This window comes from Flavobacterium branchiarum (assembly GCF_030409845.1).
GTDB lineage: Bacteria > Bacteroidota > Bacteroidia > Flavobacteriales > Flavobacteriaceae > Flavobacterium > Flavobacterium branchiarum.
The window spans coordinates 839,605-864,464 of record NZ_JAUFQQ010000005.1 but is presented as its reverse complement, the minus strand read 5'-3'; the positions used below and the strand labels follow the sequence as shown (position 1 = coordinate 864,464).

General features: G+C 32.6%; 25 protein-coding genes. 13 read left to right on the top strand and 12 right to left on the bottom strand.

The genetic code is table 11. The features are described 5' to 3' along the window. Window positions 1-50 precede the first annotated feature (50 nt). From QWY99_RS15690 to QWY99_RS15670, 5 genes are all read right to left on the bottom strand, one after another. Entirely contained in the window at window positions 51-434 is a 384-nt protein-coding gene (locus tag QWY99_RS15690) for a group III truncated hemoglobin (protein ID WP_290266561.1), read from the bottom strand. Window positions 435-627: 193 nt separating this feature from the next. Beyond that, window positions 628-1,872, bottom strand: a complete 1,245-nt coding sequence (gene ilvA / locus QWY99_RS15685; RefSeq protein ID WP_290266559.1) for a threonine ammonia-lyase IlvA — start codon at window positions 1,870-1,872, stop codon at window positions 628-630. A 208-nt stretch (window positions 1,873-2,080) separates the two neighbouring features. Next, window positions 2,081-2,626 (bottom strand): DUF4136 domain-containing protein, encoded by a 546-nt coding sequence (locus tag QWY99_RS15680; RefSeq protein WP_290266557.1) that lies wholly within the window; start codon window positions 2,624-2,626, stop codon window positions 2,081-2,083. 33 nt (window positions 2,627-2,659) lie between these two features. Beyond that, window positions 2,660-4,636, bottom strand: a complete 1,977-nt coding sequence (gene hutU, locus QWY99_RS15675) for a urocanate hydratase (protein WP_290266555.1) — start codon at window positions 4,634-4,636, stop codon at window positions 2,660-2,662. A 343-nt stretch (window positions 4,637-4,979) separates the two neighbouring features. Further along, window positions 4,980-5,156 carry a C1orf53 family protein gene (locus tag QWY99_RS15670; protein WP_290266554.1) on the bottom strand — a complete coding sequence of 59 codons (177 nt, stop codon included), beginning with the start codon at window positions 5,154-5,156 and terminating at the stop codon, window positions 4,980-4,982. A 116-nt stretch (window positions 5,157-5,272) separates the two neighbouring features. Here QWY99_RS15670 and QWY99_RS15665 point away from each other — a divergent pair, with 116 nt between their 5' ends. The 5 genes from QWY99_RS15665 (at window position 5,273) to QWY99_RS15645 (ending at window position 11,590) form a co-directional block, all read left to right on the top strand. Next, window positions 5,273-5,608, top strand: a complete 336-nt coding sequence (locus QWY99_RS15665; RefSeq protein WP_290266553.1) for a hypothetical protein — start codon at window positions 5,273-5,275, stop codon at window positions 5,606-5,608. 233 nt (window positions 5,609-5,841) lie between these two features. Next, window positions 5,842-6,738: a 1-aminocyclopropane-1-carboxylate deaminase/D-cysteine desulfhydrase gene (locus tag QWY99_RS15660; RefSeq protein WP_290266552.1), complete on the top strand. Its 897-nt coding sequence runs from the start codon at window positions 5,842-5,844 to the stop codon at window positions 6,736-6,738. Beyond that, a complete protein-coding gene (locus tag QWY99_RS15655) occupies window positions 6,731-7,606 on the top strand; it encodes a glucosaminidase domain-containing protein (protein ID WP_290266551.1) in 876 nt (291 codons plus the stop codon). The genes QWY99_RS15660 and QWY99_RS15655 overlap by 8 nt, the downstream gene beginning before the upstream one ends. A gap of 37 nt (window positions 7,607-7,643) precedes the next feature. After that, window positions 7,644-8,930 (top strand): glutamate-1-semialdehyde 2,1-aminomutase, encoded by a 1,287-nt coding sequence (gene hemL / locus QWY99_RS15650; protein ID WP_290266550.1) that lies wholly within the window; start codon window positions 7,644-7,646, stop codon window positions 8,928-8,930. A 185-nt stretch (window positions 8,931-9,115) separates the two neighbouring features. Then, window positions 9,116-11,590 carry a zinc-dependent metalloprotease gene (locus QWY99_RS15645; RefSeq protein ID WP_290266549.1) on the top strand — a complete coding sequence of 825 codons (2,475 nt, stop codon included), beginning with the start codon at window positions 9,116-9,118 and terminating at the stop codon, window positions 11,588-11,590. Between the two features lie 50 nt (window positions 11,591-11,640). Here QWY99_RS15645 and QWY99_RS15640 read toward each other — a convergent pair whose 3' ends face one another. Continuing rightward, window positions 11,641-12,075, bottom strand: coding sequence for a DUF4890 domain-containing protein (locus QWY99_RS15640; RefSeq protein WP_290266547.1), 435 nt, complete (start codon window positions 12,073-12,075; stop codon window positions 11,641-11,643). Window positions 12,076-12,275: 200 nt separating this feature from the next. Here QWY99_RS15640 and QWY99_RS15635 point away from each other — a divergent pair, with 200 nt between their 5' ends. The 4 genes from QWY99_RS15635 (at window position 12,276) to QWY99_RS15620 (ending at window position 16,077) form a co-directional block, all read left to right on the top strand. Continuing rightward, the gene (locus tag QWY99_RS15635) at window positions 12,276-13,193 is read left to right on the top strand and encodes a DUF4274 domain-containing protein (RefSeq protein ID WP_290266546.1); all 918 of its coding nucleotides are present in this window, start codon (window positions 12,276-12,278) and stop codon (window positions 13,191-13,193) included. Between the two features lie 135 nt (window positions 13,194-13,328). Further along, on the top strand, window positions 13,329-14,258 hold the full coding sequence (locus QWY99_RS15630) for a glycerophosphodiester phosphodiesterase family protein (RefSeq protein WP_290266544.1): 930 nt from the start codon (window positions 13,329-13,331) through the stop codon (window positions 14,256-14,258). A 112-nt stretch (window positions 14,259-14,370) separates the two neighbouring features. Further along, a complete protein-coding gene (locus QWY99_RS15625) occupies window positions 14,371-15,396 on the top strand; it encodes a 2-hydroxyacid dehydrogenase (RefSeq protein WP_290266543.1) in 1,026 nt (341 codons plus the stop codon). A gap of 69 nt (window positions 15,397-15,465) precedes the next feature. Further along, complete coding sequence (locus QWY99_RS15620; protein ID WP_290266541.1) at window positions 15,466-16,077, top strand: hypothetical protein; 612 nt, start codon at window positions 15,466-15,468, stop codon at window positions 16,075-16,077. Between the two features lie 96 nt (window positions 16,078-16,173). Here the strand turns inward: QWY99_RS15620 and QWY99_RS15615 are convergent, their stop codons facing one another. The 3 genes from QWY99_RS15615 to QWY99_RS15605 all read right to left on the bottom strand — a co-directional run bounded on the left by QWY99_RS15615 (window position 16,174) and on the right by QWY99_RS15605 (window position 18,954). Then, complete coding sequence (locus tag QWY99_RS15615; RefSeq protein WP_290266539.1) at window positions 16,174-16,302, bottom strand: hypothetical protein; 129 nt, start codon at window positions 16,300-16,302, stop codon at window positions 16,174-16,176. 99 nt (window positions 16,303-16,401) lie between these two features. Further along, window positions 16,402-18,108 carry a lysine--tRNA ligase gene (gene lysS, locus QWY99_RS15610; protein ID WP_290266538.1) on the bottom strand — a complete coding sequence of 569 codons (1,707 nt, stop codon included), beginning with the start codon at window positions 18,106-18,108 and terminating at the stop codon, window positions 16,402-16,404. A 462-nt stretch (window positions 18,109-18,570) separates the two neighbouring features. Further along, window positions 18,571-18,954: a helix-turn-helix domain-containing protein gene (locus QWY99_RS15605; RefSeq protein ID WP_290266536.1), complete on the bottom strand. Its 384-nt coding sequence runs from the start codon at window positions 18,952-18,954 to the stop codon at window positions 18,571-18,573. Window positions 18,955-19,141: 187 nt separating this feature from the next. On the opposite strand from QWY99_RS15605, the gene QWY99_RS15600 reads away from it, so the two are divergent. The 4 genes from QWY99_RS15600 to lipB all read left to right on the top strand — a co-directional run bounded on the left by QWY99_RS15600 (window position 19,142) and on the right by lipB (window position 22,194). Next, window positions 19,142-19,870: a hypothetical protein gene (locus QWY99_RS15600; RefSeq protein WP_290266535.1), complete on the top strand. Its 729-nt coding sequence runs from the start codon at window positions 19,142-19,144 to the stop codon at window positions 19,868-19,870. 25 nt (window positions 19,871-19,895) lie between these two features. Continuing rightward, complete coding sequence (locus QWY99_RS15595) at window positions 19,896-20,669, top strand: hypothetical protein (RefSeq protein ID WP_290266534.1); 774 nt, start codon at window positions 19,896-19,898, stop codon at window positions 20,667-20,669. Window positions 20,670-20,738: 69 nt separating this feature from the next. After that, entirely contained in the window at window positions 20,739-21,491 is a 753-nt protein-coding gene (locus QWY99_RS15590) for a hypothetical protein (RefSeq protein WP_290266532.1), read from the top strand. A 4-nt stretch (window positions 21,492-21,495) separates the two neighbouring features. Beyond that, window positions 21,496-22,194: a lipoyl(octanoyl) transferase LipB gene (lipB, locus tag QWY99_RS15585; protein WP_290266531.1), complete on the top strand. Its 699-nt coding sequence runs from the start codon at window positions 21,496-21,498 to the stop codon at window positions 22,192-22,194. Window positions 22,195-22,285: 91 nt separating this feature from the next. On the opposite strand, the gene QWY99_RS15580 is transcribed toward lipB, so the two are convergent. The 3 genes from QWY99_RS15580 to rnhB all read right to left on the bottom strand — a co-directional run bounded on the left by QWY99_RS15580 (window position 22,286) and on the right by rnhB (window position 24,686). Next, window positions 22,286-23,227, bottom strand: a complete 942-nt coding sequence (locus tag QWY99_RS15580) for a proline dehydrogenase family protein (RefSeq protein WP_290266529.1) — start codon at window positions 23,225-23,227, stop codon at window positions 22,286-22,288. Window positions 23,228-23,558: 331 nt separating this feature from the next. Beyond that, on the bottom strand, window positions 23,559-23,852 hold the full coding sequence (locus tag QWY99_RS15575; protein ID WP_290266527.1) for a DUF3861 domain-containing protein: 294 nt from the start codon (window positions 23,850-23,852) through the stop codon (window positions 23,559-23,561). A 177-nt stretch (window positions 23,853-24,029) separates the two neighbouring features. Continuing rightward, complete coding sequence (gene rnhB / locus QWY99_RS15570) at window positions 24,030-24,686, bottom strand: ribonuclease HII (RefSeq protein ID WP_290266525.1); 657 nt, start codon at window positions 24,684-24,686, stop codon at window positions 24,030-24,032. Window positions 24,687-24,860 lie beyond the last annotated feature (174 nt).

Sequence of the window (24,860 nt, the reverse complement as noted above, 5' to 3'; positions counted from 1 at the left end):
CAAATTAACGATATAAATAGTATTGAATAATTTGGCTTTAATCTGTTTTTTTATCGATTAGTAGCATCTCTAAAATATTCAATTTTATATAAGAACATAGATGCCATATTTACACCACGCATCTTAGCCTCTTCGGCAAGATTACCTATAAAAAGGCTGTCTACTGTTTTTGTGAAAATTTCAATCCATCGGTTAAAATGAGCTTGTTCTACAGGTAAATGTTTGTGTGGTGGAAATGGACTTCCAGAATAGGTATGTTGTTCTAACAAGATAGTTTGCCAAAATTTATACATTGTTTCTAAATGCTCTGGCCATCTTCCTTGGATTTTTTCATTGAATATTGGTCCAATAAGATCGTCCTTTTGAACTTTGGCATAAAAAGTATTGACTAATAATTTTATGTCTTCGATTGTTGTTATATCTAAAATTACCATGTTTTTATGTGAAAAGATTATATGTAAAAATACAACTTAATGCAGGGTTTTTCTCTTTAGCTTAGTTAAAAGAATCTAAAAACATGTATGAATAAAGTTATATTTTTCATTTTGAATATGTTGATTAGTTGATGGGGGCTAAATCATGTGATTTTTTTGTATCAACTTATTTCAGTACAAGACAAGAGGTGTTTTATCCAATAAGTTGCGTGTATAAATCCAAATTTTCATTGAGGTATTGAAACTCAAATCCCTTGTTTGTCATATTGTTTTTTATATTCTTTATATCCTTTTTGTTTTTTAGTTCTAATCCAACTACTACAGAGCCAAATTCTCTGCTATTTTTCTTTGCAAATTGAAAATAAGTAATGTCGTCATTTGGACCTAAGATATCATTTACGAATTCTTTAAGTGCTCCTGGACGTTGCGGAAACTGAATCATAAAATAATGCATCAATCCTTCATAAAGAAGGGAGCGTTCTTTTATTTCGGCAGTTCGTTCAATATCGTTATTGCTTCCGCTTACTACACAAACAACTGTTTTACCTTTTATTTTTTCTTTACAAAAGTCTAATGCAGCTATAGTTAGTGCTCCTGCAGGTTCTACAACCATAGCCTCTTCATTGTACAGTCTTAAAATAGTTGTGCAAACTTTACCTTCGGGAACAAGAATTATGTCGTCTAAATTCTTGCGACATATATCAAAGGTCATATTGCCGACTTGTTTTACTGCAGCACCATCTACAAATTTATCAATCGTTTTTAAAGCAGTATTTTTTCCATCGATGATAGATGTCTTCATTGAGGGAGCTCCTTTTGGTTCTACACCAATAATTTTGGTATCTGGGCTCAGATGTTTAAATACTTCTGAAAGTCCCGATGCCAATCCGCCACCACCTATAGGGACAAATACATAATCTATTGGTTCTTTATAAGATTCCAGAATTTCAAGTCCTACGGTGCCTTGTCCCGCAATGACTTTTAAATCATCAAAAGGATGAATGAATATTTTGTTACTCATTGTTGCATCTTCTGTAGCAGAAGCATAGGCATCATCAAAAGTGTCTCCAGTAAGAACAATTTCTACAAATGATTTTCCGAACAATTGTACTTGTTTTACTTTTTGTTTAGGAGTCGTTTTTGGCATGTAAATTTTGCCTTTTATTTGTAGTAAATGACAAGAATAAGCGACACCTTGGGCGTGATTACCGGCGCTTGCGCATACAATACCTTTTGCTTTCTCTGCATCATTAAGAGACGAAATTTTATTATAAGCACCTCTAATTTTATAAGAACGTACAATTTGTAGGTCTTCTCTTTTTAATAAAATAGTAGCCTTAAACTCGTCTGAAAGATTAAGGTTTTGTGTGAGTGGAGTAGCGGCAACTACTTTGCTAAGTTGTTCTTTGGCTGTAATTACTTCGTTAAATAGCATCATATGTTTTGGTTGTTTTTTGAAATAAAAAAACCTCCCGATTTGGGAGGTTCTAATAAATTGTATTTTGTTTACTTATCTATATAACACCTCGCCACTATTGTAGAATTACAATAATGTTAATAGCGATGCTACTGTTATTTAAGTTTGTCATTGTTTATTATTTGAAAAAACAAATGTATTAATTATTTAATAAGAACAACAAAAAAGATTATTTTTTTGCAAGATTTGGAGGATACTGTGCTAGTATTTTGCTCACAAATTCAGCAACAACTTTGTCTTTTTTGTCAGGTCCTTGGTTAGTTAAATAACCAACTCCTTCACCTTGCCAAATCATTTCTTTTTTCTTAGCATCAATAAAATCGATGTATAAAGTTCCTTGTGTAGATGTTGATACAGAAGTTTGGTTTCCCATCATCAAGTATGGATTCCATCCATAACCCCAACCGTAACCCCATCCAGCGTTAAATTGGTTTACATTTACTTCTTCTCTTGCTTTAGTGAAAATGTTTATTAATAAATCTGGATTATCACTTTTTGTAAAACCTTTTGCAGTCATTTGTTCGTCGATAGCACGTAAAATTCTTCTTTTATCTAAATCTGAAATTTCTACTTTATCGATACCAGGTTTAAAATAAGCATATGTTTTATATTGTGTAAAATCAACAGATTTATCATAATCTGAGTATACACTAACACTACTACAAGAAGTTAGAACTAGAAGTAATAGAATTGGTAAAATTAATAATTTTTTCATGTTTAGATAGTTTTAAGTTATACCGACTTTGTTTTACAATAATGTTTCGTCAACTATATTAGGGATGGTTACTTTCAATAAAGGTTGCGTGCTCATGGCTCTTTTTATTGCAAAAATTGCTTCATCATTACGCGCCCAACTTCTTCTTGATATTCCATTGTTAACATCCCAAAAAAGCATTGACGCTAAGCGTCTTGATGCCTCTTTAGTTCCATCAAGAATCATACCAAAACCACCGTTTATAACCTCTCCCCAGCCTACGCCACCGCCATTATGGATAGAGACCCATGTTGCACCTCTAAAGCTGTCACCAATGACATTTTGTATTGCCATATCTGCGGTATATCTAGAGCCATCGTAGATATTAGATGTTTCTCTGTATGGAGAATCTGTTCCTGAAACATCATGGTGATCACGACCTAAAACCACAGCTCCAATTTCGCCTTTTGCAATTGCTTGGTTAAAAGCTTCAGCAATTTTAATACGACCTTCGGCATCGGCATATAAAATACGTGCTTGCGATCCTACCACTAATTTGTTTTCTTGAGCTCCTTTTATCCATTTGATGTTATCTTGCATTTGTTGCTGAATTTCATCAGGTGCTGTTTTTGCCATTTCTTCTAAAACCTGTGAAGCAATAGTATCTGTTTTTTGTAAATCTTCTGGTTTTCCAGAGGTACAAACCCATCTAAAAGGACCAAATCCATAATCAAAACACATTGGGCCCATAATGTCCTGAACATAACTTGGGTATTTAAAATCGATATTGTTTTCAGCCATTACTTCCGCACCAGCACGTGAAGCTTCTAATAAAAAAGCATTTCCATAATCAAAGAAATAAGTTCCTTTGGCAGTGTGTTTATTTATTGCATCAGCATGGCGACGTAATGTTTCTTGTACTTTTTCTTTGAATAAATCAGGATTATTTGCCATCATTTCATTAGCAGCTTCAAAGGTGATGCCTACAGGATAATACCCACCAGCCCAAGGATTATGTAATGAAGTTTGGTCAGAACCTAAATCAATTTTGATGTTCTCTTGGTCAAATTTTTCCCAAACATCAACTACGTTTCCTAAGTATGCAATAGAAACGACTTCTTTATTGGCTTTTGCCAAAGTAACTCTTTTTACCAATTCGTCAAGATCTTCTACAATCTCATTGATCCAACCTTGTTCGTGACGAATTTTAGTGATTTTTGGATTCACTTCAGCGCAAACAGTAATACAGCCTGCAATATTTCCTGCTTTAGGTTGTGCACCACTCATTCCGCCCAATCCTGAAGTTACAAATAAGTTTCCTTCTGGATTTAATTTTATTTTTCTGAAACCATTCAGAACTGTAATTGTTGTTCCGTGTACGATTCCTTGTGGCCCAATATACATATAACTACCAGCAGTCATTTGGCCGTATTGAGAAACTCCAAGTGCATTCATTTTTTCCCAATCATCCGGTTTAGAATAATTCGGGATTACCATTCCGTTAGTCACAACTACACGAGGTGCTTCGGTATGTGAAGGGAAAAGTCCCATCGGATGGCCTGAATACATGGTAAGAGTTTGCTCATTTGTCATTTCCGACAAATACTGCATCGTAAGTAAATACTGTGCCCAGTTTTGAAAAACGGCACCATTACCACCATAAGTAATTAATTCATGTGGATGTTGTGCAACAGCGTAATCCAGATTGTTCTGAATCATTAGCATAATTGCTTTTGCTTGCTCTGATTTTCCAGGATATTCGCTAACTGGTCTAGCGTACATTCTGTAATCTGGGCGAAAACGGTACATGTAGATACGACCGTATTGTTCTAGTTCTTCTGAAAATTCAGTAATTAATTCCGCATGATGTTGTGGTTCAAAATAGCGCAATGCATTTTTTAATGCTAATTTTTTTTCTTCTGCAGAAAGTATTGCTTTTCGCTTTGGAGCGTGATTTATAGCTAAATCATATATTTTTTTTGGAGGTAATATTGATGGGATTCCTTGTTGAATTTGTTCTTGAAAAGTCATTGTTTTTTAATTTTTAAGATTGTTGAACTTTTGGATTATTGCGTTTCTTGATTTTTCGAATATTCGAATCATCTAGAAAAGGAATAATCATTTCAATTGACACATTTTCTAATTAACAGCTAGGGATACCGAATATCCGACCTGTGATAGGATTTGTGGATGGTAATCCTAAATCTCCGCAAGAGAATATCCATACTATATTATTTAAAGATTAGAAGGTTTTTTTGTGTGTAGTATTATTATTTTAAAATAATTCCTACATTTTGCAATTTAGAGATTTAAAAACTAGTTTCAAAGAAATTTTCAAATTCAATTTTTTTTAAACGAGTTAAAAATGGAACAATCATTTTTTAATTTGTCCTGTTTTTTTGTCATATCCATAGGGGCAATGGCGACAGCCACTTTTACAACAATAACCTCTTTTTAAATGGTGTTTTTCGGTAAAACATTTATATCCTTCGGGAGTATAATAAAAATCTTCGCCCTCAATTAATTTATTTTCCTTATTTTGTTCATTCATAATCCTGAATTTGGCAAAAAGCTATTTTTATCTTTAATTTTAAGTAAATTCGATTGATTATGTTTTTCTTTGTGTAGAAGTAATTTACTAGTACAAATTTATAAATTTTACAGCGAATGTTTTTAATTCTTGCTAAATATTTAATTCCGAAAGGATATCGAGGCATGGCTGTTTTTCCGTTTGTATTGGTGAAATATGTTTCGGATAAAAAAAATGAGGTTTTTATAAATCATGAAAAAATACATTTGCGACAACAATTAGAATTATTGATTTTGCCTTTTTTTCTTTGGTATTTAATCGAATACGTAGTACGGTTGGTTCAATATAAAAACACCAATTTAGCGTATCATAATATTAGTTTCGAAAGAGAAGCATATCAAAATGAAGCTAATAAGAATTATTTGCGAAATAGGCCCTTTTTTCGGTTTGTAAACTATTTGAATTATAAATAAAACCCGTTGGGAGTAATTACGTAGTCAATTCGCTTCACTCGGGTCGTAAAATGATATTTAACACATAGAGACATAGATTTAGAATTCATAATCAAAGGAAATTCAAGAAAAATATTTTTTTTCGCATAGGCTTATGTGATTTATTTTAAGTGAAATGCCTTTTTTAGACTTTGTTAAACTATGTCTCTATGTGTTGAAATAATTACTCTCAACAGATTAAATAAAATAAAATTTTGAATCAAAACATACACACACTATTTCCTAATAATATCTCCCTTACCATTAAAAGAGAAGATTTGATTCATCCTTTTATTTCAGGGAATAAGTATCGGAAATTAAAATACAATTTACTTCAGGCGAAAGCTGAAAATCAAGAAACACTACTGACATTTGGAGGAGCTTTCTCTAATCATATTGCTGCAGTGGCTTATGCAGGAAAAGAAAGTGGATTTAAAACCATTGGAATTATTCGCGGTGAGGAACTTATTGATAAGATAGAGGGGAATCCTACTTTGAAATTTGCTCAGGAAAACGGAATGGAATTTGAATTTGTGAGCAGAGAAGAATATCGACTTAAAAGCGAAATAGACTTTCAGGATAATCTTAGAAAGAAATTTGGAGCGTTTTATTTAGTACCCGAAGGAGGAACAAATGAGCTAGCAGTTCGAGGTTGTGAAGAGATTCTAACAGCTGAAGATGCTGCGTTTAATTATGTATGTTGTGCAGTAGGAACGGGAGGTACTATCTCAGGAATTAGCAATAGTGCGTTGCCAAATCAAAAAGTTTTAGGGTTTCCAGCGTTAAAAGGGGATTTTTTACAAGATGAAATTCGTATTTTTGCAAAGAAACATAATTGGGAACTGATTGCGGACTACCATTTTGGTGGTTATGGTAAAGTCGATTCTGAGCTAATTGCCTTTATTAATCAGTTTTTTGATGAAAATCAGATACCATTGGATCCAATTTATACAGGAAAGATGTTTTTTGGCGTTATAGATTTAATTAAGAAAAACTATTTTCCTGCAAATTCTAAAATTTTATTGATTCATACAGGAGGATTACAAGGAATAAAAGGAATGAATATGAAGCTGATGAATAAAAACTTACCAATAATTAAAAGCAATGTTTAAAAAAACACTCTTAGTCTTACTAACGATAACTTTAATTGGTTGTAACGCAAGCAAACCTGCAATTGTAACGACCCAAAAGAAAGCTACTAATCACAAACAAAAAGTAGCTATCCATACTAAGAAAAGCCCCACTTATACTAAGCCATCATCAAATAGTAAAACGGAGGTTATTGAGTCAACTTCAAGAACGGTTGTTACTAATAATCTAATTGGAGATTATATTTCTCAGTATAAAGATATTGCAATGGGCAATATGAAAAATTACGGAATTCCTGCAAGTATTATTCTGGCACAAGGAATTTTAGAATCAGGTGCAGGAAAAGGAAATTTAGCTGTTTCATCAAATAATCATTTCGGAATAAAATGCCATAAGGACTGGACTGGCGAAAGTGTTCGTCACGATGATGATTCGTTACAGGAGTGTTTTAGAAAATACAAAGATCCATCAGAATCATTTCGTGATCATGCTTTATTTTTAACTGGAAAGAAACGTTATGCAACATTGTTTACTTACGAAAAAGGAGATTATAAAGCTTGGGCAAAAGGATTAAGAGCTGCAGGATATGCTACTGATCCTAAATATCCAGAGAAATTAATTAGTTATATTGAACGTTATGAATTGCATCAATATGACAATCAGGCTATGGGCAAAGACTTCATTATAGTCGAAAAAACAACCACAGTTGTTGTTCCAAGGACTCCTGATCCAGCAAATAGTACAAATAGCCTTGCTTCGTACGAAGTTCAGAAAGGAGATACATTGTATTCGATTTCAAGAAAATTCAACCTACTTGTTGATGATTTAAAGCAAAAAAATAATCTTAGCGATAACACGCTTTCTATCGGACAGCGGTTAATTGTAAAGTAAAATCCAATAAAGATAAAAGTCAAAAGATAAAATTAAAATGATATATCAAAGAAGCAGTCAGCTTTTTGCTGAAGCAGAAAAAGTAATTCCGGGTGGAGTAAATTCGCCAGTAAGAGCATTTAAAGCAGTAGGAGGAACTCCAATTTTTGTAAAAAGCGCACAAGGAGCTTATTTATTTGACGAAGATGGAAACAAATTGATAGATTATATCAATTCATGGGGACCAATGGTTTTAGGTCATGCTTACGCTCCGGTTGTTGAAGCTGTAATTGAAAAAGCCAAATTAGGAACCTCTTTTGGAATGCCAACAGAACTGGAAACACAAATTGCTGCATTAGCAGTTTCGATGGTTCCAAATATTGATAAAATTCGTTTTGTAAATTCGGGAACAGAGGCTTGTATGAGCGCAATACGTTTGGCAAGAGGATTTACTAAGAGAGATAAAATTATAAAATTTGCTGGTTGTTACCACGGACATTCTGATTCATTCTTGATTCAGGCTGGTAGTGGTGCTGTAACTTTCGGTAGTCCAAATAGTCCAGGAGTAACAGAGGGAACTGCAAAAGATACTTTGCTAGCAAAATATAATGATTTAGAAAATGTAGCTACATTAATTGCTGCAAATAAAGAAGAAATTGCTGCAATTATCATTGAGCCTGTTGCAGGAAACATGGGTTGTATTCCGCCAAACAAAGGATTCTTAGAAGGCTTACGCCAATTGTGTACAGAAAACGGAATCTTATTAATTTTTGATGAGGTTATGACTGGTTTTAGACTAGCGCGTGGGGGAGTTCAAGAATTATTTAATATTAAAGCAGATATTGTAACTTTTGGAAAAGTAATAGGTGGTGGTTTGCCAGTAGGAGCATTTGCTGCTCGTGCAGAAATTATGAATTACCTAGCTCCAATAGGACCAGTTTATCAAGCCGGAACGTTATCGGGTAATCCGTTGGCAATGGCAGCAGGATTAGCAATGTTACAAGCTTTGGATAATGACCGTGCTATCTTTACTCGTTTAGAAGAGAAAACGGCTTACCTAGAAGCTGGAATTGATAGAGTACTTAAAGCGAATAATGTAGTTTTTACGATTAATAGAGTGGGGTCTATGATTTCGGTACATTTTGATGCTGCTCCAGTTACTGATTTTAAAAGTGCTGCTAATGGAGATAACGAAACGTTCAAGAAATTCTTCCACGGATTATTGAATGAAGGTGTTTATATTGCTCCTTCGGCATACGAAACATGGTTTATTACTGATGCATTAACATATGAAGATTTAGATTTTACAATTCAAGCAATTGATAAAGTTTCTAAAGCTTTCTAGTTTTATAATCTTAGCATAAATAAATATTTAAGGTTTGACTTTTTAATTAAAGTCGAACCTTTTTTTTATTTCTGATTTTTTGGTTTGTTGGTTGTTAATGAAAAGTTAAAAAAAGAAACGTAAGTTATAAAATTCGAGTCAAAAGTTATTTTTGTTTGCTAAATAACCATTAAACCAATAATTACGTGAAGAAAATTCTAATTCTTGCTGTACTAGCAAATTTGATGCTGGTACCAGCAAATCTATTTGCCCAATCTAAGAATAAAAAATCAAAAAAAGAGGAAGCAGTTGCTGTGGTTCCTGAGAAGAAATCAGAATCATCAATTAAAGAATACAGTAAAGTAATTACAAAGGATGCCATTTCTGATGAAGGACTCTTTACTGTACATAAAGTAGATAAAAAGTATTATTTTGAGATTCCGAATAAGTATTTAAAAAAAGACATGCTTTTGGTAAGTAGATTGTCAAAATTGCCTTCTAATTTAGGAGGAGGATACGTAAATGCAGGTTCTGAAACGAATGAGCAATTAATAACTTGGGAGCGTTTTCAGGATAAGATTCTTGTTAAATCAAAATCATATAATGCTGTTGCAAATGATACGTTGCCAATAAGTATTTCTGTCAAATCAAATAATTACGAGCCTACATTATTTGCTTTTGATATTGTTGCTTTTAGTAAAGATTCTGCGAATACTGTTATCGATGTGACAAAATTTTATAGTACTGATGTAAAAGCAATCACTGGAATATCTGCAGAAATGCGCGAGATGTATAAAGTAAAAGGACTTGACGAATCTAGAAGTTTTATTAACGGAATGAAAAGTTTTCCGATGAATATTGAGGTTATTCAGGATATGACTTATAATGCATCTAAGCCAACAATGTTGCAGGAAAGCGAAACTATAAGTGTACAAATGAATCAATCGATGATTTTATTGCCAGAAGTGCCAATGAAACCAAGATTAGCAGACCCAAGGGTAGGATGGTTTACTGTGAGTCAATATGATTACGGAAGTAATGAATTAAAATCAGATCTTAAAACATATATTCAGCGTTGGAGGTTAGAGCCTAAAGATCCTGAGGCATATGCAAAAGGAGAATTGGTAGAACCAATAAAGCCCATAGTATATTATCTAGATCCTGCTACTCCAGTAAAATTGAGAAAATATATTAAGTTAGGAATCGAAGAATGGCAGAAAGTTTTTGAAACAGCTGGATTTAAAAATGCAATCATTGCAAAAGATGCTCCAACTAAGGAAGAAGATCCTGATTTTAGCCCAGAAGATATCCGATATTCAGTGATCCGTTATGTTGCTAGTACAACAAGAAATGCTATGGGACCAAGTGTTTCTGACCCTAGAACTGGAGAAATCATCGAAAGTGATGTTATCTGGTATCACAATCATTTGCGTTCGTATAGAAACAGATATTTGTTAGAAACAGGCGCAGCTAATCCATCGGCAAGAACTTTAAAGACAAGTGACGAAGAAATGGGTGAGATGATGCGTATGGTTATTGCGCATGAAGTAGGACATGCATTAGGTTTTCCTCATAACATGGGAGCAAGTTGTGCTTTTGATACAGAGAGTTATAGAAATGGAGATTTTACACAGCAAAACGGAATTGCAGCTAGTATAATGGATTATGCACGTTTCAATTATATTGCACAACCTGGAGATAAAAACATTCGTTTTATTCGTAAAATGGGAGCGTATGATCATTATGCTTTAAACTGGGGATATAGAGTTATTCCTAACGCAAAATCTGTTGAGGATGAATTACCAACGTTAGATAAATGGATTTTGGAGAAAGCTGGAAATCCAATTTATAAATTTGGAAAACAGAGTAGTAGTTTTGATCCATCATCACAAACAGAAGATATTGGAAATAATTCGATGAAAGCAAGTACATACGGGCTTAAAAATCTTGAATATGTAGCAAGTCACTTAAGCGAATGGACAAGTAGCGTTTCTAATAATTATAATGATTTGGATGAATTATATAAAGAATTATTAGATGTATGGAGTAGGTATGTTGGTCATGTGGTAACCAATGTTGGAGGTGTTTATGAGAACCTTAAAAACCCAAATCAAGCAGGTAATGTTTATGAAGTGGTTCCAAAAGCCAAACAAATTGAGGCAATGAACTGGCTTCAGGCAAATGCTTTTGCTTCTCCTACATGGATTGTAAATTTGAATACTTTAAAGAATATTAATTACTCAGGTTATACAGAGCGATTTAGAAGTTTGCAAGTTAGGCATTTAAATAATTTGCTAAGTTTTGGACGTATTGGTAGATTAATGGATGCTGAGATCATTGGTACAGATACTTATAAAGCATTGGATTTTTTAAAAGATGTCAGAAAAGGAATTTGGAAAGAAGCCAATACACCTACTAATGTAACCATATATAGAAGAAATTTACAGCGTGGTTATATTGATAGAATGGCTTACTTAATGACTGAAGAGATCAAACCATCAGATAGAGCAACGGAGTATTATAATGTTGCTCAGTCAGACATTAGAGCTTTAGTTAGAGGGGAATTAAATACATTGAAAAAAACACTTTCAACAGCAAAAGCGATGGGAGTAAATACGGAAACAAAATATCATTATGAAGATTGTATTAAAAGAATAGATTTAGTACTTAATCCAAAATAATTAGATGTTTTATAACAATTAAAAAGAGGCCTTTTGGGCCTCTTTTTTGGTTATTGTTTATTTTTTCTTTCCTTCATTTTTCCTTTCATCTTCTCTTTGTTGTCTTCTCTCATTGCAGTCCATTTTTTATATTGGTCAGCGTTTAAGATTGATTTCATCTGTGCTTCAGTTGCTGCTTTTTCATCCATCATTTCTTTTTTATGAGCAACTTTTTCCTCGGCAGTTGGCTTAACGTTACTATCTTTTCTAGCTTTGCGCATTTCCATTTGTTTTTGCGCTTTGGCACTTCTGTCGGCTAATAATTTTCCAACTTGAGCTTGTTGGTTGGCATCTAGATTTAATTCGGCTGTTAGTTTTTTTAAATGTTTTTCATTTCGTTGTTCAGGAGTCAGCCTTTCTTTTTGTTGTTTAACAGGTTGAGTAGCGTCTTGAGCAAAGCTTACCATTCCAACGAACAATAAAGCAGCGATAAATAATTTTTTCATGATTTGTTTGTTTTAAAAGGTTATTGGTATTAGACATTTGTAAAATAAATAGGTTTAATGCACTTTTTTAAATTATAATTTATTTAACAGGTCATAAAATAGTTTAAGCGAATTTCATGCTATTATGATGTTTTGTGAGAACGAGTTTTTAAATTTGTGTGGCGATTAAACAAATTATAATAGATAGAAGTAAGTAGAAAATGGAGTTTAATAAGAAAAGTAAAAACAGGGTTCTTAAAGCTGTAAACGGCGAAATGACTTATAAGAAATTAACTGCTCCTGAGTTACATCAGTTTGTTCAACACTGGAATTATGATGATGGTATTGAACCTTTTGATTGGATTATTAAGCAAAAAAACTGTGATAAAGGAACTGTTTTGTGTTTGTACTGGTCTCTCCAGCCCGATTATTTTTGTAAGTTTAAAAATGAAGATGAAATAAAAGCAGGTATTAATTATGAGACCTATCTGCTGATAAAAGAAATAGAAGAGAGGTATTGCGCTGGTTTTTATGTGGATGAAATTTTTTCTTTTAATCCTAAAGATGAATTTCTTGATGAACATTCTAATACAATGTGTATTCCTAAGGAAATGCTTGAGCAATCGACAGGAAATGTTTTTGAGCGTCAGGATATTGAATTCGCATTTTTGAGAAATCCGAATGAGAAGGAATTGAAAGCTATAGATGCCAAGATACAAACGGCAATAAAGATTATTCAGGTTTCAAATCCAGATTTTATTTATAGTGAAACGGGTGCTGCAATAAATGCTATAATGCAAAGTGTTGAATATTGGAAAGGAAAAGAATTAGGTAAGATTAAGATCAATAATCTATCTTATTTGTGGATGGACTGTGTTCAGAAACAACACCATTGGAATTGGATTATTTGGGATTGGGAAACTGGGAATAATATTGGGGTAACAAACGCTACAAAAGAGCTAACTTGTCTTGCAGATACAATTATAAATCATACGATAGATGGGTTTATGCCAAGTTCGATAATTGATGATTTGTACAAAGACTTGGCAGGAGTGAGTAATTTTTATGATTTAAAAAGGGATCCATATAGTGGCATCGGATTGTTGTTTAGTTCAGATCATTTAAAATTTAGAGAATGATGTTTTAAGATTGCTATTAAGCGATAAAATGAGTTAAATGAATTATTGTTGAGGTTTATAGTAATTTCATTTTTTAATAACGTTATACATAATCGGAATTGCTTAATTTTGCAGTCCAATTTTAATAAATTTAATATGTTTCAGAGTAAAAATTTGTGGTTTGTAGTTTTGGTTTCGTTCATTTTTAACTTTGGCTTTGCCCAAGAAAATGAATATTTATTGAAGTTTAAAACCGCTAAAGAACTACAAAAGTTTTTAAACTATTCTAAAAAGACAATTCCATTGGTAAGTGCACATAGAGGAGGGCCAACGGTTGGATTTCCTGAAAATTGTACACAAACATTTGCTAATGCGATAAAATACAATCCTGTAATCGTAGAAACAGACATTGCTTTTAGTAAGGATTCAGTTCTAGTAATGATGCATGACAATACATTAGACAGAACAACAACTGGAACTGGTGTAATCGAAGGATATACTTATAAAGAATTGCAACAGCTTTTCTTGAAGGATACAGAAGGAAAAGTGACGCCATATAAAATTGAAACTTTAGATGAAATCCTGAAATGGGGTAAAGACAAAGTAATCTATAATTTGGACATTAAAAAAGGAGTTCCGATGCAATTGATTATAGATGCAGTAAGAAGAAATAAAGCAGAGGCTTATTCTGTAATTATTACTTATAATGCAACTCAAGCTGCAGAAGCGGCTAAACTAGCTCCAGATTTAATGATTTCGGTTTCAGCAAGAGGAAAGGAAGATATAGAACGTATGGAGGCATTAGGTGTTAAAGCCAGTAAAATGATTGCATTTGTAGGTACTAAAGAGCCAAAACCAGAAGTATATGAGTATATGCACAGTCGTAAAATTTCTTGTATTCTAGGAACAATGGGGAATCTTGATAAAAGTGCCGCTGCAAAAGGAGATGAATTGTATTATAATTTAGTTGCTAATGGAGCCGATGTACTTTCGTCAGATCGTAATGTAGAAGCGGGTAAGCAACTAATGAAATATGCGACAGATAAAAAATTAAAGTCAAAACATATTGTAATTAAGAAAATATAATAAACGAAGAGCTTCAATTGAAGCTCTTTTTTTTTGTTTGCTAGAAAACTACTTTACGATTAATTGCTTAATTTTAAGGAACAAAAAAATCTAACTTTAAAGACAGTAGCATATGGACTTAGATAGAGTAGCAGGCATGAATAAAATAACATTTTTCTCGGCTCAGCCATATGATAAAACGTTCTTCAGTAAGCATAATTGTGAGTTTGGATTTGACTTAGAGTTTTTTGAAACACAGCTCAATAAACACACCGTAAATTTAATTCAGAGTTCAAATATTATCTGTGTTTTTGTAAATGATATTGTCGATGAAGCAGTAATCAAACAATTGGCAGAAAAAGGAGTGAAGATAATTGCTTTACGCTGTGCTGGTTTTAATAATGTAAACCTTGAAGTTGCAAAGAAATATGAAATTCAGGTATGTCGCGTTCCGGCATATTCTCCCGAAGCAGTCGCAGAGCATGCAATGGCTATGATTCTTACGCTTAACCGAAAAACACATAAAGCCTATAACAGAGTTCGTGAACAGAATTTTGCTCTGAACGGATTATTAGGATTTGATTTGAATGGTAAGACAATAGGTATAATAGGAACAGGAAATATTGGGAAAGCTTTTTCTAAAATAGTAAAAGGTTTTGGTTGTAAAATTCTAGCCTATGATATTGCGACAAATCCTGAAATGGAAAAGGAAGGCGTTGTATTTACAGATTTGGAAACTGTTTTTAAGGAAAGTGATATTATCTCATTACATTGTCCGTTAAACGAAAAAACAAAACATATCATAAACAAAGATTCATTGACGCATATGAAAAGTAGTGTCATGATTGTTAATACAAGCCGTGGCGCATTGATAGAAACGACTAGTGTTATCGAAGCGCTTAAAGAAGGTAAAGTGGGGTATTTAGGTATTGATGTGTACGAACAAGAAGAGAAGTTGTTTTTTAGAGATCTTTCTGAGGATATTATAAAAGATGATGTGATTCAGCGGTTAATGAGTTTTCCTAATGTGTTAGTAACAGCACATCAAGCTTTCTTTACAAGCGAAGCATTAACAGAGATTGTTCTTGTGACATATAATAATATCAAAGAATTATTGATAAGAAAAAATATTGAAAATAAATTGGCTTTGTTAGTATAAAGTAGCTTTGCTCGTTTGGAGTAATAATTTATTTTTGTAGTTATAATGATTATAAAAAAACATGAAATCATGAGAAAGACAATTCTTCTAGGCTTAATATTAATTAGTTTATATTCTTGTCGGAAAAAAGAAGCTTCAATCGATGAAGTAAAAGATATTGATTCGACTACTATGGAGACTATGGAGGTAAAAACTCAAAGCGACTCAATAATAGGAAATGATAATCCAGGGGTAGATGATAAAATAGTTGATTTGATTCGTAAACAATTAACTACGGTATTATTAAAAAACGATTTGGCAGCGATGGCAAAAGAAGATCGATTTTTTTACTACGATGCTTTCGATTTAAATAATGATGGAAAAGACGAATACATTGTTGGTTTCTCTAGTCCATATTTTTGTGGTACAGGAGGTTGTTCAGGTTTTATTTTAAAAAATGACGGAAGTTTGTTGAATAATTTTACTGTAACTGATTTTCCAATTTTTGTGGGCCCAGGTACTTCAGAGAAATTTCAGAATCTTATAGTGAGTAGCAACGGGATTTTGTATAATGTAAAAATGAAAAACGGAAAATATCCTTCTAACCCTACGGTTCAGGAAAAATGGAAAGATGCTGTTCCAGAAGAATCTCCGTCAATTTTAGATATAGATAATAAAAAATACCAGAGGATTTCCTTTTAAGGATTTAGATTTAAAGAAGTAACCCCGACAGATTTTAAAATCTGTCGGGGTTGTTTTTATATTAAATCGAAAACCATTATTACTCGATTTATTTAATTATTTCGATAGCCATTCTAGATCTTCTTTGTCTAATTCTTCTTGAGATTTAACTCTACCATATTTTAAATCTTCTTCGCTTTTGTATAGAATGTCTTGCTCTTTTTCTGTTAATTTGTAGATATTCATATTGCTATAGTTTTGATTAGTAAGAGTATGCAGAAAATTAATAAAAAACCCGACAGATTTTAAAATCTGTCGGGTTTGTATTTTATGATAAATAGAGAATTATTGCTCGATCAATTCTACAAATTTAAATTCACCATCCACAGCAACTTTCGTTAATCCGTTTTTAGATAAATTTTTCATAGAAACATCCCATTTTTTACCGCTTAAATTAGCATTTACCTTTAGTTGTGCTAATTCTAGTTTGTTTTCGTTTGCTTTTAATAAAGTGATGATTAATTTCTCTTCATCAGTTAATTCAATAGCAATTAGTTTTTTCTCAGGACGCATTTGTGGAAACAATAATACTTCTTGAATAGAGGCATTATTAGTAAGGTACATAATCAAACGATCCATTCCAATTCCCATTCCAGATGTTGGAGGCATTCCGTATTCTAAAGCTCTTAAGAAATCTTCATCGATAATTCCGTTAGCTTCGTCATCTCCTTTTTCAGACAAACGCATTTGATCTTCAAAACGCTCACGTTGGTCAATTGGATCATTTAATTCTGAATATGCATTTGCAATTTCTTTACCACAAACCATTAATTCAAAACGCTCTGTTAATTCAGGATTATCGCGGTGTTCTTTACATAATGGAGACATCTCTTTTGGATAATCGGTAATGAAAGTTGGCTGAATATAGTTTCCTTCGCATTTAGCTCCAAAAATCTCATCAATTAATTTTCCTTTCCCCATTGTTTTATCAACGTCAATTCCCATTCCTCTAGCAGCTTCGAAAAGCTCCTCTTCGGTTTTACCAGAAATATCAAAACCAGTAAAGTGCTTGATAGAATCTGTCATTGTAACACGTGCATAAGGCGCTTTGAAGTTTATTTGGTGTTCTCCAAAAGTAACTTCACTAGTTCCATTAACTGCTATTGCACAATGCTCAAGTAAGCCTTCAGCAAATTCCATCATCCAGTTGTAGTCTTTGTAGGCTACATATATTTCCATAGCGGTAAATTCAGGATTATGCGTTCTGTCCATTCCTTCATTTCTGAAGTTTTTAGAGAACTCATAAACACCTTCAAAACCACCAACAATTAATCTTTTTAAATATAATTCATTTGCAATACGCATGTAAAGCGGAATGTCAAGTGAATTATGATGCGTAATAAATGGTCTTGCCGAAGCACCACCAGGAATTGATTGCAAAACTGGAGTTTCTACTTCAAGATACCCCGCGTCATTAAAATAACCACGCATTGCAGTATATAACTTCGTACGTTTGATGAAAGTCTCTTTTACATGTTGATTTACTGTTAAATCTACATAACGCATTCTGTAACGCAATTCAGCATCATTAAAAGCATCGTGTACATTTCCGTCTTCATCTACTTTTGGTAAAGGAAGCGGACGTAATGTTTTACTCAAAAAAGTAAATCCATCAACACGAATACATTGTGCACCAACTTTGGTAGTAAACAATTCACCTTCAATACCGATGAAATCACCTAAGTCAGTTAGTTTTTTGAATACTTGGTTGTATAATGTTTTGTCATCACCTTCACACAAAACATCACGATTAACGTATAATTGAATACGTCCTTCGCTATCTTGCAATTCGGCAAAACAAGCTTTACCTTGATCTCTTACACTCATCAAACGTCCAGCAACAATAACCTTCTTACCCTCTTCAAAAGACTCCTTTATTTGCTTTGAAGTATGATTTACAGGAAAAAGATTAGCAGGGTAAGGATTGATTCCTAAGTCGCGTAAGTTTTGAAGTTTTTCTCTTCGGATGATTTCTTGTTCAGATAAGGCCATTATATACTGTTTTTTAAGTGTGCAAAGATAGTTTTTAAGTCGCAAAGTTGCAAAGTCATCAAGTCTAAAGTTTTAGAATAGAAGAATGTTTTTTTTTAGGAGCAGAAAAATCTTGGTTTTTGGGTGCAATTTTTAGTCTCAGTCACAGTATTCAGTCACAGTATTCAGTCACAGTATTCAGTCACAGTATTCAGTCTCAGTTTTCAGTCGCAGTGTCATCCTGAGCGGAGTCGAAGGACAGTCACAGTTTTTAGTTGCAGTAATCAGTTTTAAAAACTTAGCGTCTTCTCTTTGTGAGGCTTTGCGAAACAGCCAGAATCTTTGTCGAGTTACTTTATGAGACCCTTCCTCTGTCAGGGTGATGACAAGATTGGGGTAAAAAATAGTCGCATTTTTTAACAAAAAAACCGAAGCTTAATTTTTTAAACTTCGGTTTCTTTATAAATATATCGTTATAAAATTTTATTTCTCACTTAAGAACTTCTCCAAAAAAGCAACTTTTTCTTTTTCAGCCAAAACTAGGCGTTCGTATAGTTCGACTACTTTATCTAATGGATTAAAAGTACAATTTTGATTTATAGACGAAGAGCAATTATCATATGTATTCCCAATAATATTAAAAACAGCTTCTTCCGAAAAGTTTTTTATTACATCGGCAGGAACGCCTAAAGCTTCAGAAATTGCTTTCAGTTTTTCATCATCAACGCTTTCGCTTCCTTCAATAATAGAGATAGATTGTTGGGTTGTGCCAATTGCAATAGCAAGCGCTTCCTGTTTCATATCTCTAAGTTCTCTGATTCGGCTAATATTTCTACCGATATGTCTTGGGTTTGTTAATGTGCTCATAATTCAAAGGTATTTAAAATTCTTTTTACATTTCTATTTTTGGTAGAAAACAAGCTTGTGATTGTGAAATACATCTTGAGATTTATTTCTACGGCTTAAAAATACAATTTTTCTTATAATTCATGCTTTTAAATTTTAAATCTTTCAGTACATTAGCGCCTGAACACCTAAGCTTCTAAATAAAAACATGAAAAAATATCTTATCGTCTTTTTGCTCACAACTCTTTTTGTAAGTTGTCAGATTACCGAAACTATTCACTTAAACGCTGATGGAAGTGGAAGTGTTGAAATAAAAAAACTTCGGGACGAACATAGCTATATGCTTTTGATGGGAGATAAATATTCAAAAGAAGAGAAATTTCGAGATACAACTTATGTTTTTCAAGGATATATTGCAAAATACAATGAGACATTTCTTAAATACACAAAAGCGGAACAGCAACTTTTTCAGAAATATGCCAATGTAAAAGTGCAGATTAAAGAGAGTTCATTTGATAAGGAGTTTATAACAACGATTGTGTTTCCGTTTACTAAAGTTGAGGAAGTTCCTAATTTGTACAATACAGAAGCTTATGCGTCTGATCTTAAAAATAATTATGCGCTCACAGCCGAAAAACATTTTTTTGATGTACATTATAGTTTCGATGGAACGGTTTTTAAACGAACTTTAAATGTTGTAGATGTGGCAGAAATTCAAAAGAATAAAGATCAGATTAATATGTTTAAATCTAAAACCAACTCCTTAGTTTTAACTCAAGACTACACGCTTAAATATAATTTCCCTCGTAAGATTAAATCGGTTTCAAATAGTAATGCAATATTGAGTTCAGATAAAAAATCGCTCACACTTACTTTTCAATTATCAGAATGCATACAAGACCCCGTGAGTACAAATCTTGAAGTGATTTTAGAATAAATAAATTTAAATATATAAAAAGAGAATGAAGAAAGTTTTAGTTTGTCTGATGGTTGTTTTGGCTTTTTCGAGCTGTACAATGAAAGAAAAAATGGTTATAAATGAAGATGGTTCAGGGAGTTTTTCATATGGATTTGATTTATCTGGAATATATAAATTAGGTTTTAAGAGTACAGATTCTACAAAAAATAAAAGAGTAATTGATAGTGTTTTTACTTTTAAAGAAGTTTTTGCTAAAGTAAAAGATAGCGTTGCCAAATTACCAGAGTCAGAAAGAAAAAAGATAAAAATGCTCGAAAATTTTAAAGTAATTGCAAAAGCAAATGAAGCTGAAAAAGAATTGAGGTTTGATATGGAATATAATTTTCATTCAATAGACAGTCTTAAAAATATGCTTTCGCCTTTTGAAGTTCTTGAAGCAATGCCAAAAATAGGACCGGGTAAACAGTTAGGTAATTTAAGTATTCCTGAAAAAGAGAATAAAAAAACAATGTTTTCATATAATTATGATGGAAAGATTTTTGAGAAAGTGATTTTACTTCCCGAGAGTACAAAAGAAACCAAAGTAAAGAAGAAAAAAGAGAAAAACGCGGATAATGATTTTACAAAAAAAATGGATGAAATTTTAAAAGAATGTAAATATTCAATAGAATATCATTTTCCCAAAAAAATAAAAACGATGTCATTAAAAAACGCAATAATCTCAAAAGATAGAAAAAGTTTTATTCTTGTAATTCCGATGAGAGATTTTCCTGATGATGAAAAAAAACTTGGTTTTAAAGTAACATTCGAAAATTAACAGGAACTCATAAAGACAACAATTCTTCAAAATAGACTTCGTATCTTTGATGAAAAATATAATCTATACATGAAACTCATAAAATTTCTTAGTTTTTCGTTTTTATTGACAACATTAGCGAGTTGTACTTTTACAGAAAACATCAATATTACAGACAACGGAACGGGTAAATTCTCGCTAGATATGGATGGATCGGCACTTATGGCGATGGCAGGTCAGCAATTAGGGAATGAAATGAATGATTCAAAGCAGACAATTGATACCACTTTCTCATTCAAAGAAATGTTTAAAAACAAGAAAGATAGTATTGCTAAACTTTCTCCAGAAGATCAAAAAGAACTAAAAAAGCTAGAAAACTTTTTGGTTGATATGAAGTTCAATACAGAAAAAAGCCAGTTTTTATTAAATTTAAATACTGATTTTAAAAATGTTAACGAACTACAGGATATGGTGAAAAGCTTTGCTGCGATTCAGAATTTTGAGAAAAATAATTCACCCGAAAACAAACTACCTATAGATGGGAATTTCGATAATAACAGCACAGTAAGTTTTAATTACGATGGTAAAAAGTTTAATCGAAAAGTTATTTTAAACCCTAAAGGAGCAAATAAGCCCGTAGAAGATTCATTAGGAATGAATAAAATGATTTTCGCTTCTTCGACTTATGTTTTAAAATACAATTTTCCTAAAAAGGTAAAAAAAGTATCTAATCCAAATGCTTCGGTTAGTGAAGATCGCAAGACGGTAACTATTGAATACCCATTTACGGAGTACATGGAAAATCCAACCAAAATGGGACTAGAGGTAGAGTTTGAAAAATAATACAATGAACAAAAAAATTCAACTACAAGATTTAGGTCAAAAAGATTATAAATCGACTTGGGAATATCAAGAAGAACTATTCAAAGATGTTGTAGACTTAAAAATAAGAAATAGGAGAGAGGAACTTGATTTGCCGACTCCTAATTATTTTCTTTTTGTCGAGCATCCGCATGTATATACATTAGGAAAAAGTGGTGATTTGAGTAATTTACTACTGTCCGAAAAACAATTGGAAGCCAAAGGAGCAACTTTTTACAAAATAAATCGTGGAGGAGATATAACCTATCATGGGCCAGGGCAAATTGTAGGTTATCCTATTTTAGACCTAGAAAATTTCTTTACAGATATTCATAAATATTTGAGATTACTTGAGGAATCTATTATTCTAACTCTTCAAGAATACGGATTAGAATGTGGTCGAAGCGATGGTGAAACAGGAGTTTGGCTAGGAGTGGGAACGCCGTTTGCTCGTAAGATTTGTGCACTAGGAGTTCGCGCTTCTCGTTGGGTAACGATGCATGGTTTTGCTTTAAATGTCAATGCCGATTTAGGGTATTTCGATAATATTATTCCGTGTGGAATTCGTGGTAAAGCTGTTACTTCACTTCAGGTAGAACTTGGTGTAGAAAGGGTAGATGAGGCCGAAGTAAAAGCAAAAATCTTAAAGCACTTCACAGCTTTGTTTGAGTCAGAATTTGTTTAAAAAAGTATATTTTTCTCAGAGTCACAAAGAAGTAAGATTTAACTTTAATCACGTTGTGACTCTGAGAAGGTTATTCATGTAAACTAAAACTTTAGCTTACAATATCATCTAATGCTTGAAATAGATTCAAAGGATATTCGGCTATTCTGTTGCATAAATACAAGTACCATTCTTTACCATATACAAAATATAGTTTAGTAGAATAACCTTGCTCTTTTAAGTTTCTTAATTGCTCTGTTTGTATTCCGTACAAGCTTTCAAATTCATAAATGTCAGTACTCGTTTTGTACTTATTAATTAACGAAACTACTTCTTGCTGAATAAAATCATGATGCGTTGCAATTGCGCAGCGATGATTTTTTGATAATAGTTGGTCGATATAATATAAATAGCGTTCGTCTAGTTCAGCACCTCTTGGAATAGAAACATTAGCAGGCGTATCAAAAGCTCCCTTTACAATACGTATTCTTCCGCTTTCTTGAATTAATTCTTTAAAATCATCTTGAGATCTATGCAAGTAAGCTTGAAGAGTAATCGATGTGTTTTTATAAGTTTGAGCAGCAGTTTTGTAAATAGAAATGATAGCATCAGTTATTTCTACATTTTCGGCACTTATAGTTACTTCTATATTTTCTTTTTCAGCTTCTTTACATATAGAGGTTAAATTATTCAAGCATAAGTCATGAGATATTGATAATCCGATATGAGACAGATCTAAAGAAACAGTTGAATTAAGTTTTTGGGACTTAATCTCTTGAGCTATTCTGATAAATTCAGCGGTAGCTTCATTAGCTTCCTTCTCTGTTAGGGTGTTTTCACCCATAAACTCCATGGAGCATTTAAAACCGTCTTTATTTTGTGTTTTAACTTTAAGAATTGTTTCTTCTAATGTTTCTCCACCGATATATCTATCAGCGGCTTTTTTCATAGTTCTGAACAATATTTCGTTAGAGAGTATATGCTCTTTCGCTTTGTTATTCATAGCAGCTCTCCTTAAAGCGTTAGCTCCAAGTAGTATTAAATCTTTTTCCATTATTATGAGTTGTTTAGAGCTTGTAATATAGAAAAACTTAATTAAAAATGAAGCTTTTTAACATGTAGATTGTTATGTTTTTTAAACTTACACCGCAACTGAATACTGGGACTGAAAATTGAATACTGGGACTGTTTTTCACATTGAAGCTGTTTCGCAAAGATACGCAAAGAGAATACGCTAAGTTTTTTAAACTGATTACTGCAACTGTCCTTCGACTCCGCTCAGGATGACACTGCGACTGAGAACCGAAAACTGCGACTGCACTTCGTCTACGCTAAGGATGACACTGAGACTGAGAACTGCGACTGTTTTTTACGCAAAACACTTCTTATTGGCTTTTTAGTTTTTTCATGAATTCTCCAAATGCTGGAAAGAATTCTTCAAAAAGAGGATGTTTTCTGTTCTTGAGCATTACTTCGCTGAATAGTTTTAATCCTATTGCAAATTCTGTAGATTGGTTCTCTTCTTCAAAAAGGTTTTTCTCTTTGATTATATCAATAATTTTAAAAATTTCATCGTGATTTTCAAATTCTAAAGATACAGGTTCAGATAAAATTGTTTCCGCATTCATTAAAGAGACCTGCTCTAGGGTAAGTTTGTATTTATTTGCTCGCTTTGCCATAATTATTATTTTGTTCTATCAGAAGATTGATATCTGAAAGTATGAGCACTCGAAAGTACAAAATATAGTTGAAATTCTTAATAGTAAACTATTTTTAAAGAAGGACAAATTAAGAGCAATATGTATTTTGATATAAAAAACAGCAGTTACAAATCTCTAGTTGATTAGTAAAGATTTCTAAAACAACTCCAATTGAATAGGTAGTAATCTAAAAGACATTCGGTGGTATTTGGTAGGACCATATTTTTTAATTGCTTCGCGATGCTCTTTGGTGGGATAACCTTTGTTTTTTTTCCAATTGTACATTGGGAATTCTTCATGGATTCTATTCATGTATTCGTCACGATACGTTTTAGCAAGAACAGAAGCAGCAGCAATACTCAAAAATTTAGCATCGCCTTTTATAATACTTTGATTAGGAATAGATTTTAATAATTCGATTTCTTCGTGAGTAAATTGTTTTCCTGTGGTATTTTTTAAACCCAGTTTAGCATTTAGCATTCTATTACCATCAACAATAATAAATTCAGGAGTTTTATCTAATTTAAGAATACATTCCTGCATTCCTTTCATAGATGCATTTAGAATGTTTATTTCATCAATTTCATTGGGATACAAATGAGTAATAGCAAAAGAAACGGCTTGTTCCTCAATTATAGGTTTAAGGATTTCTCGTGCTTTTTCGGATAATTGCTTGCTATCGTTTAGTGTTTTATTCTCAAAATCAGGAGGTAAAATTACAGCAGCAGCAGTTACTGGTCCAGCCAGACAGCCACGACCCGCTTCGTCGGTTCCCGATTCTAAACTATATCCTGAGTAATTGAGTTGAAGCATGTTTTATTTTTGAATGGCAAATATTGCAAATTTTATGAAAGAAACAAAAAAATTAGTTAAGCTATGTTTTACTACTGTCTTAATGCGGTTTTTTAAAATCGTCAATTAAAAGTTGAAATTTTGAGACTGACGTTCTGGATCTTTTTTTTAAGTAATAAATGGGTTATTTTTTAT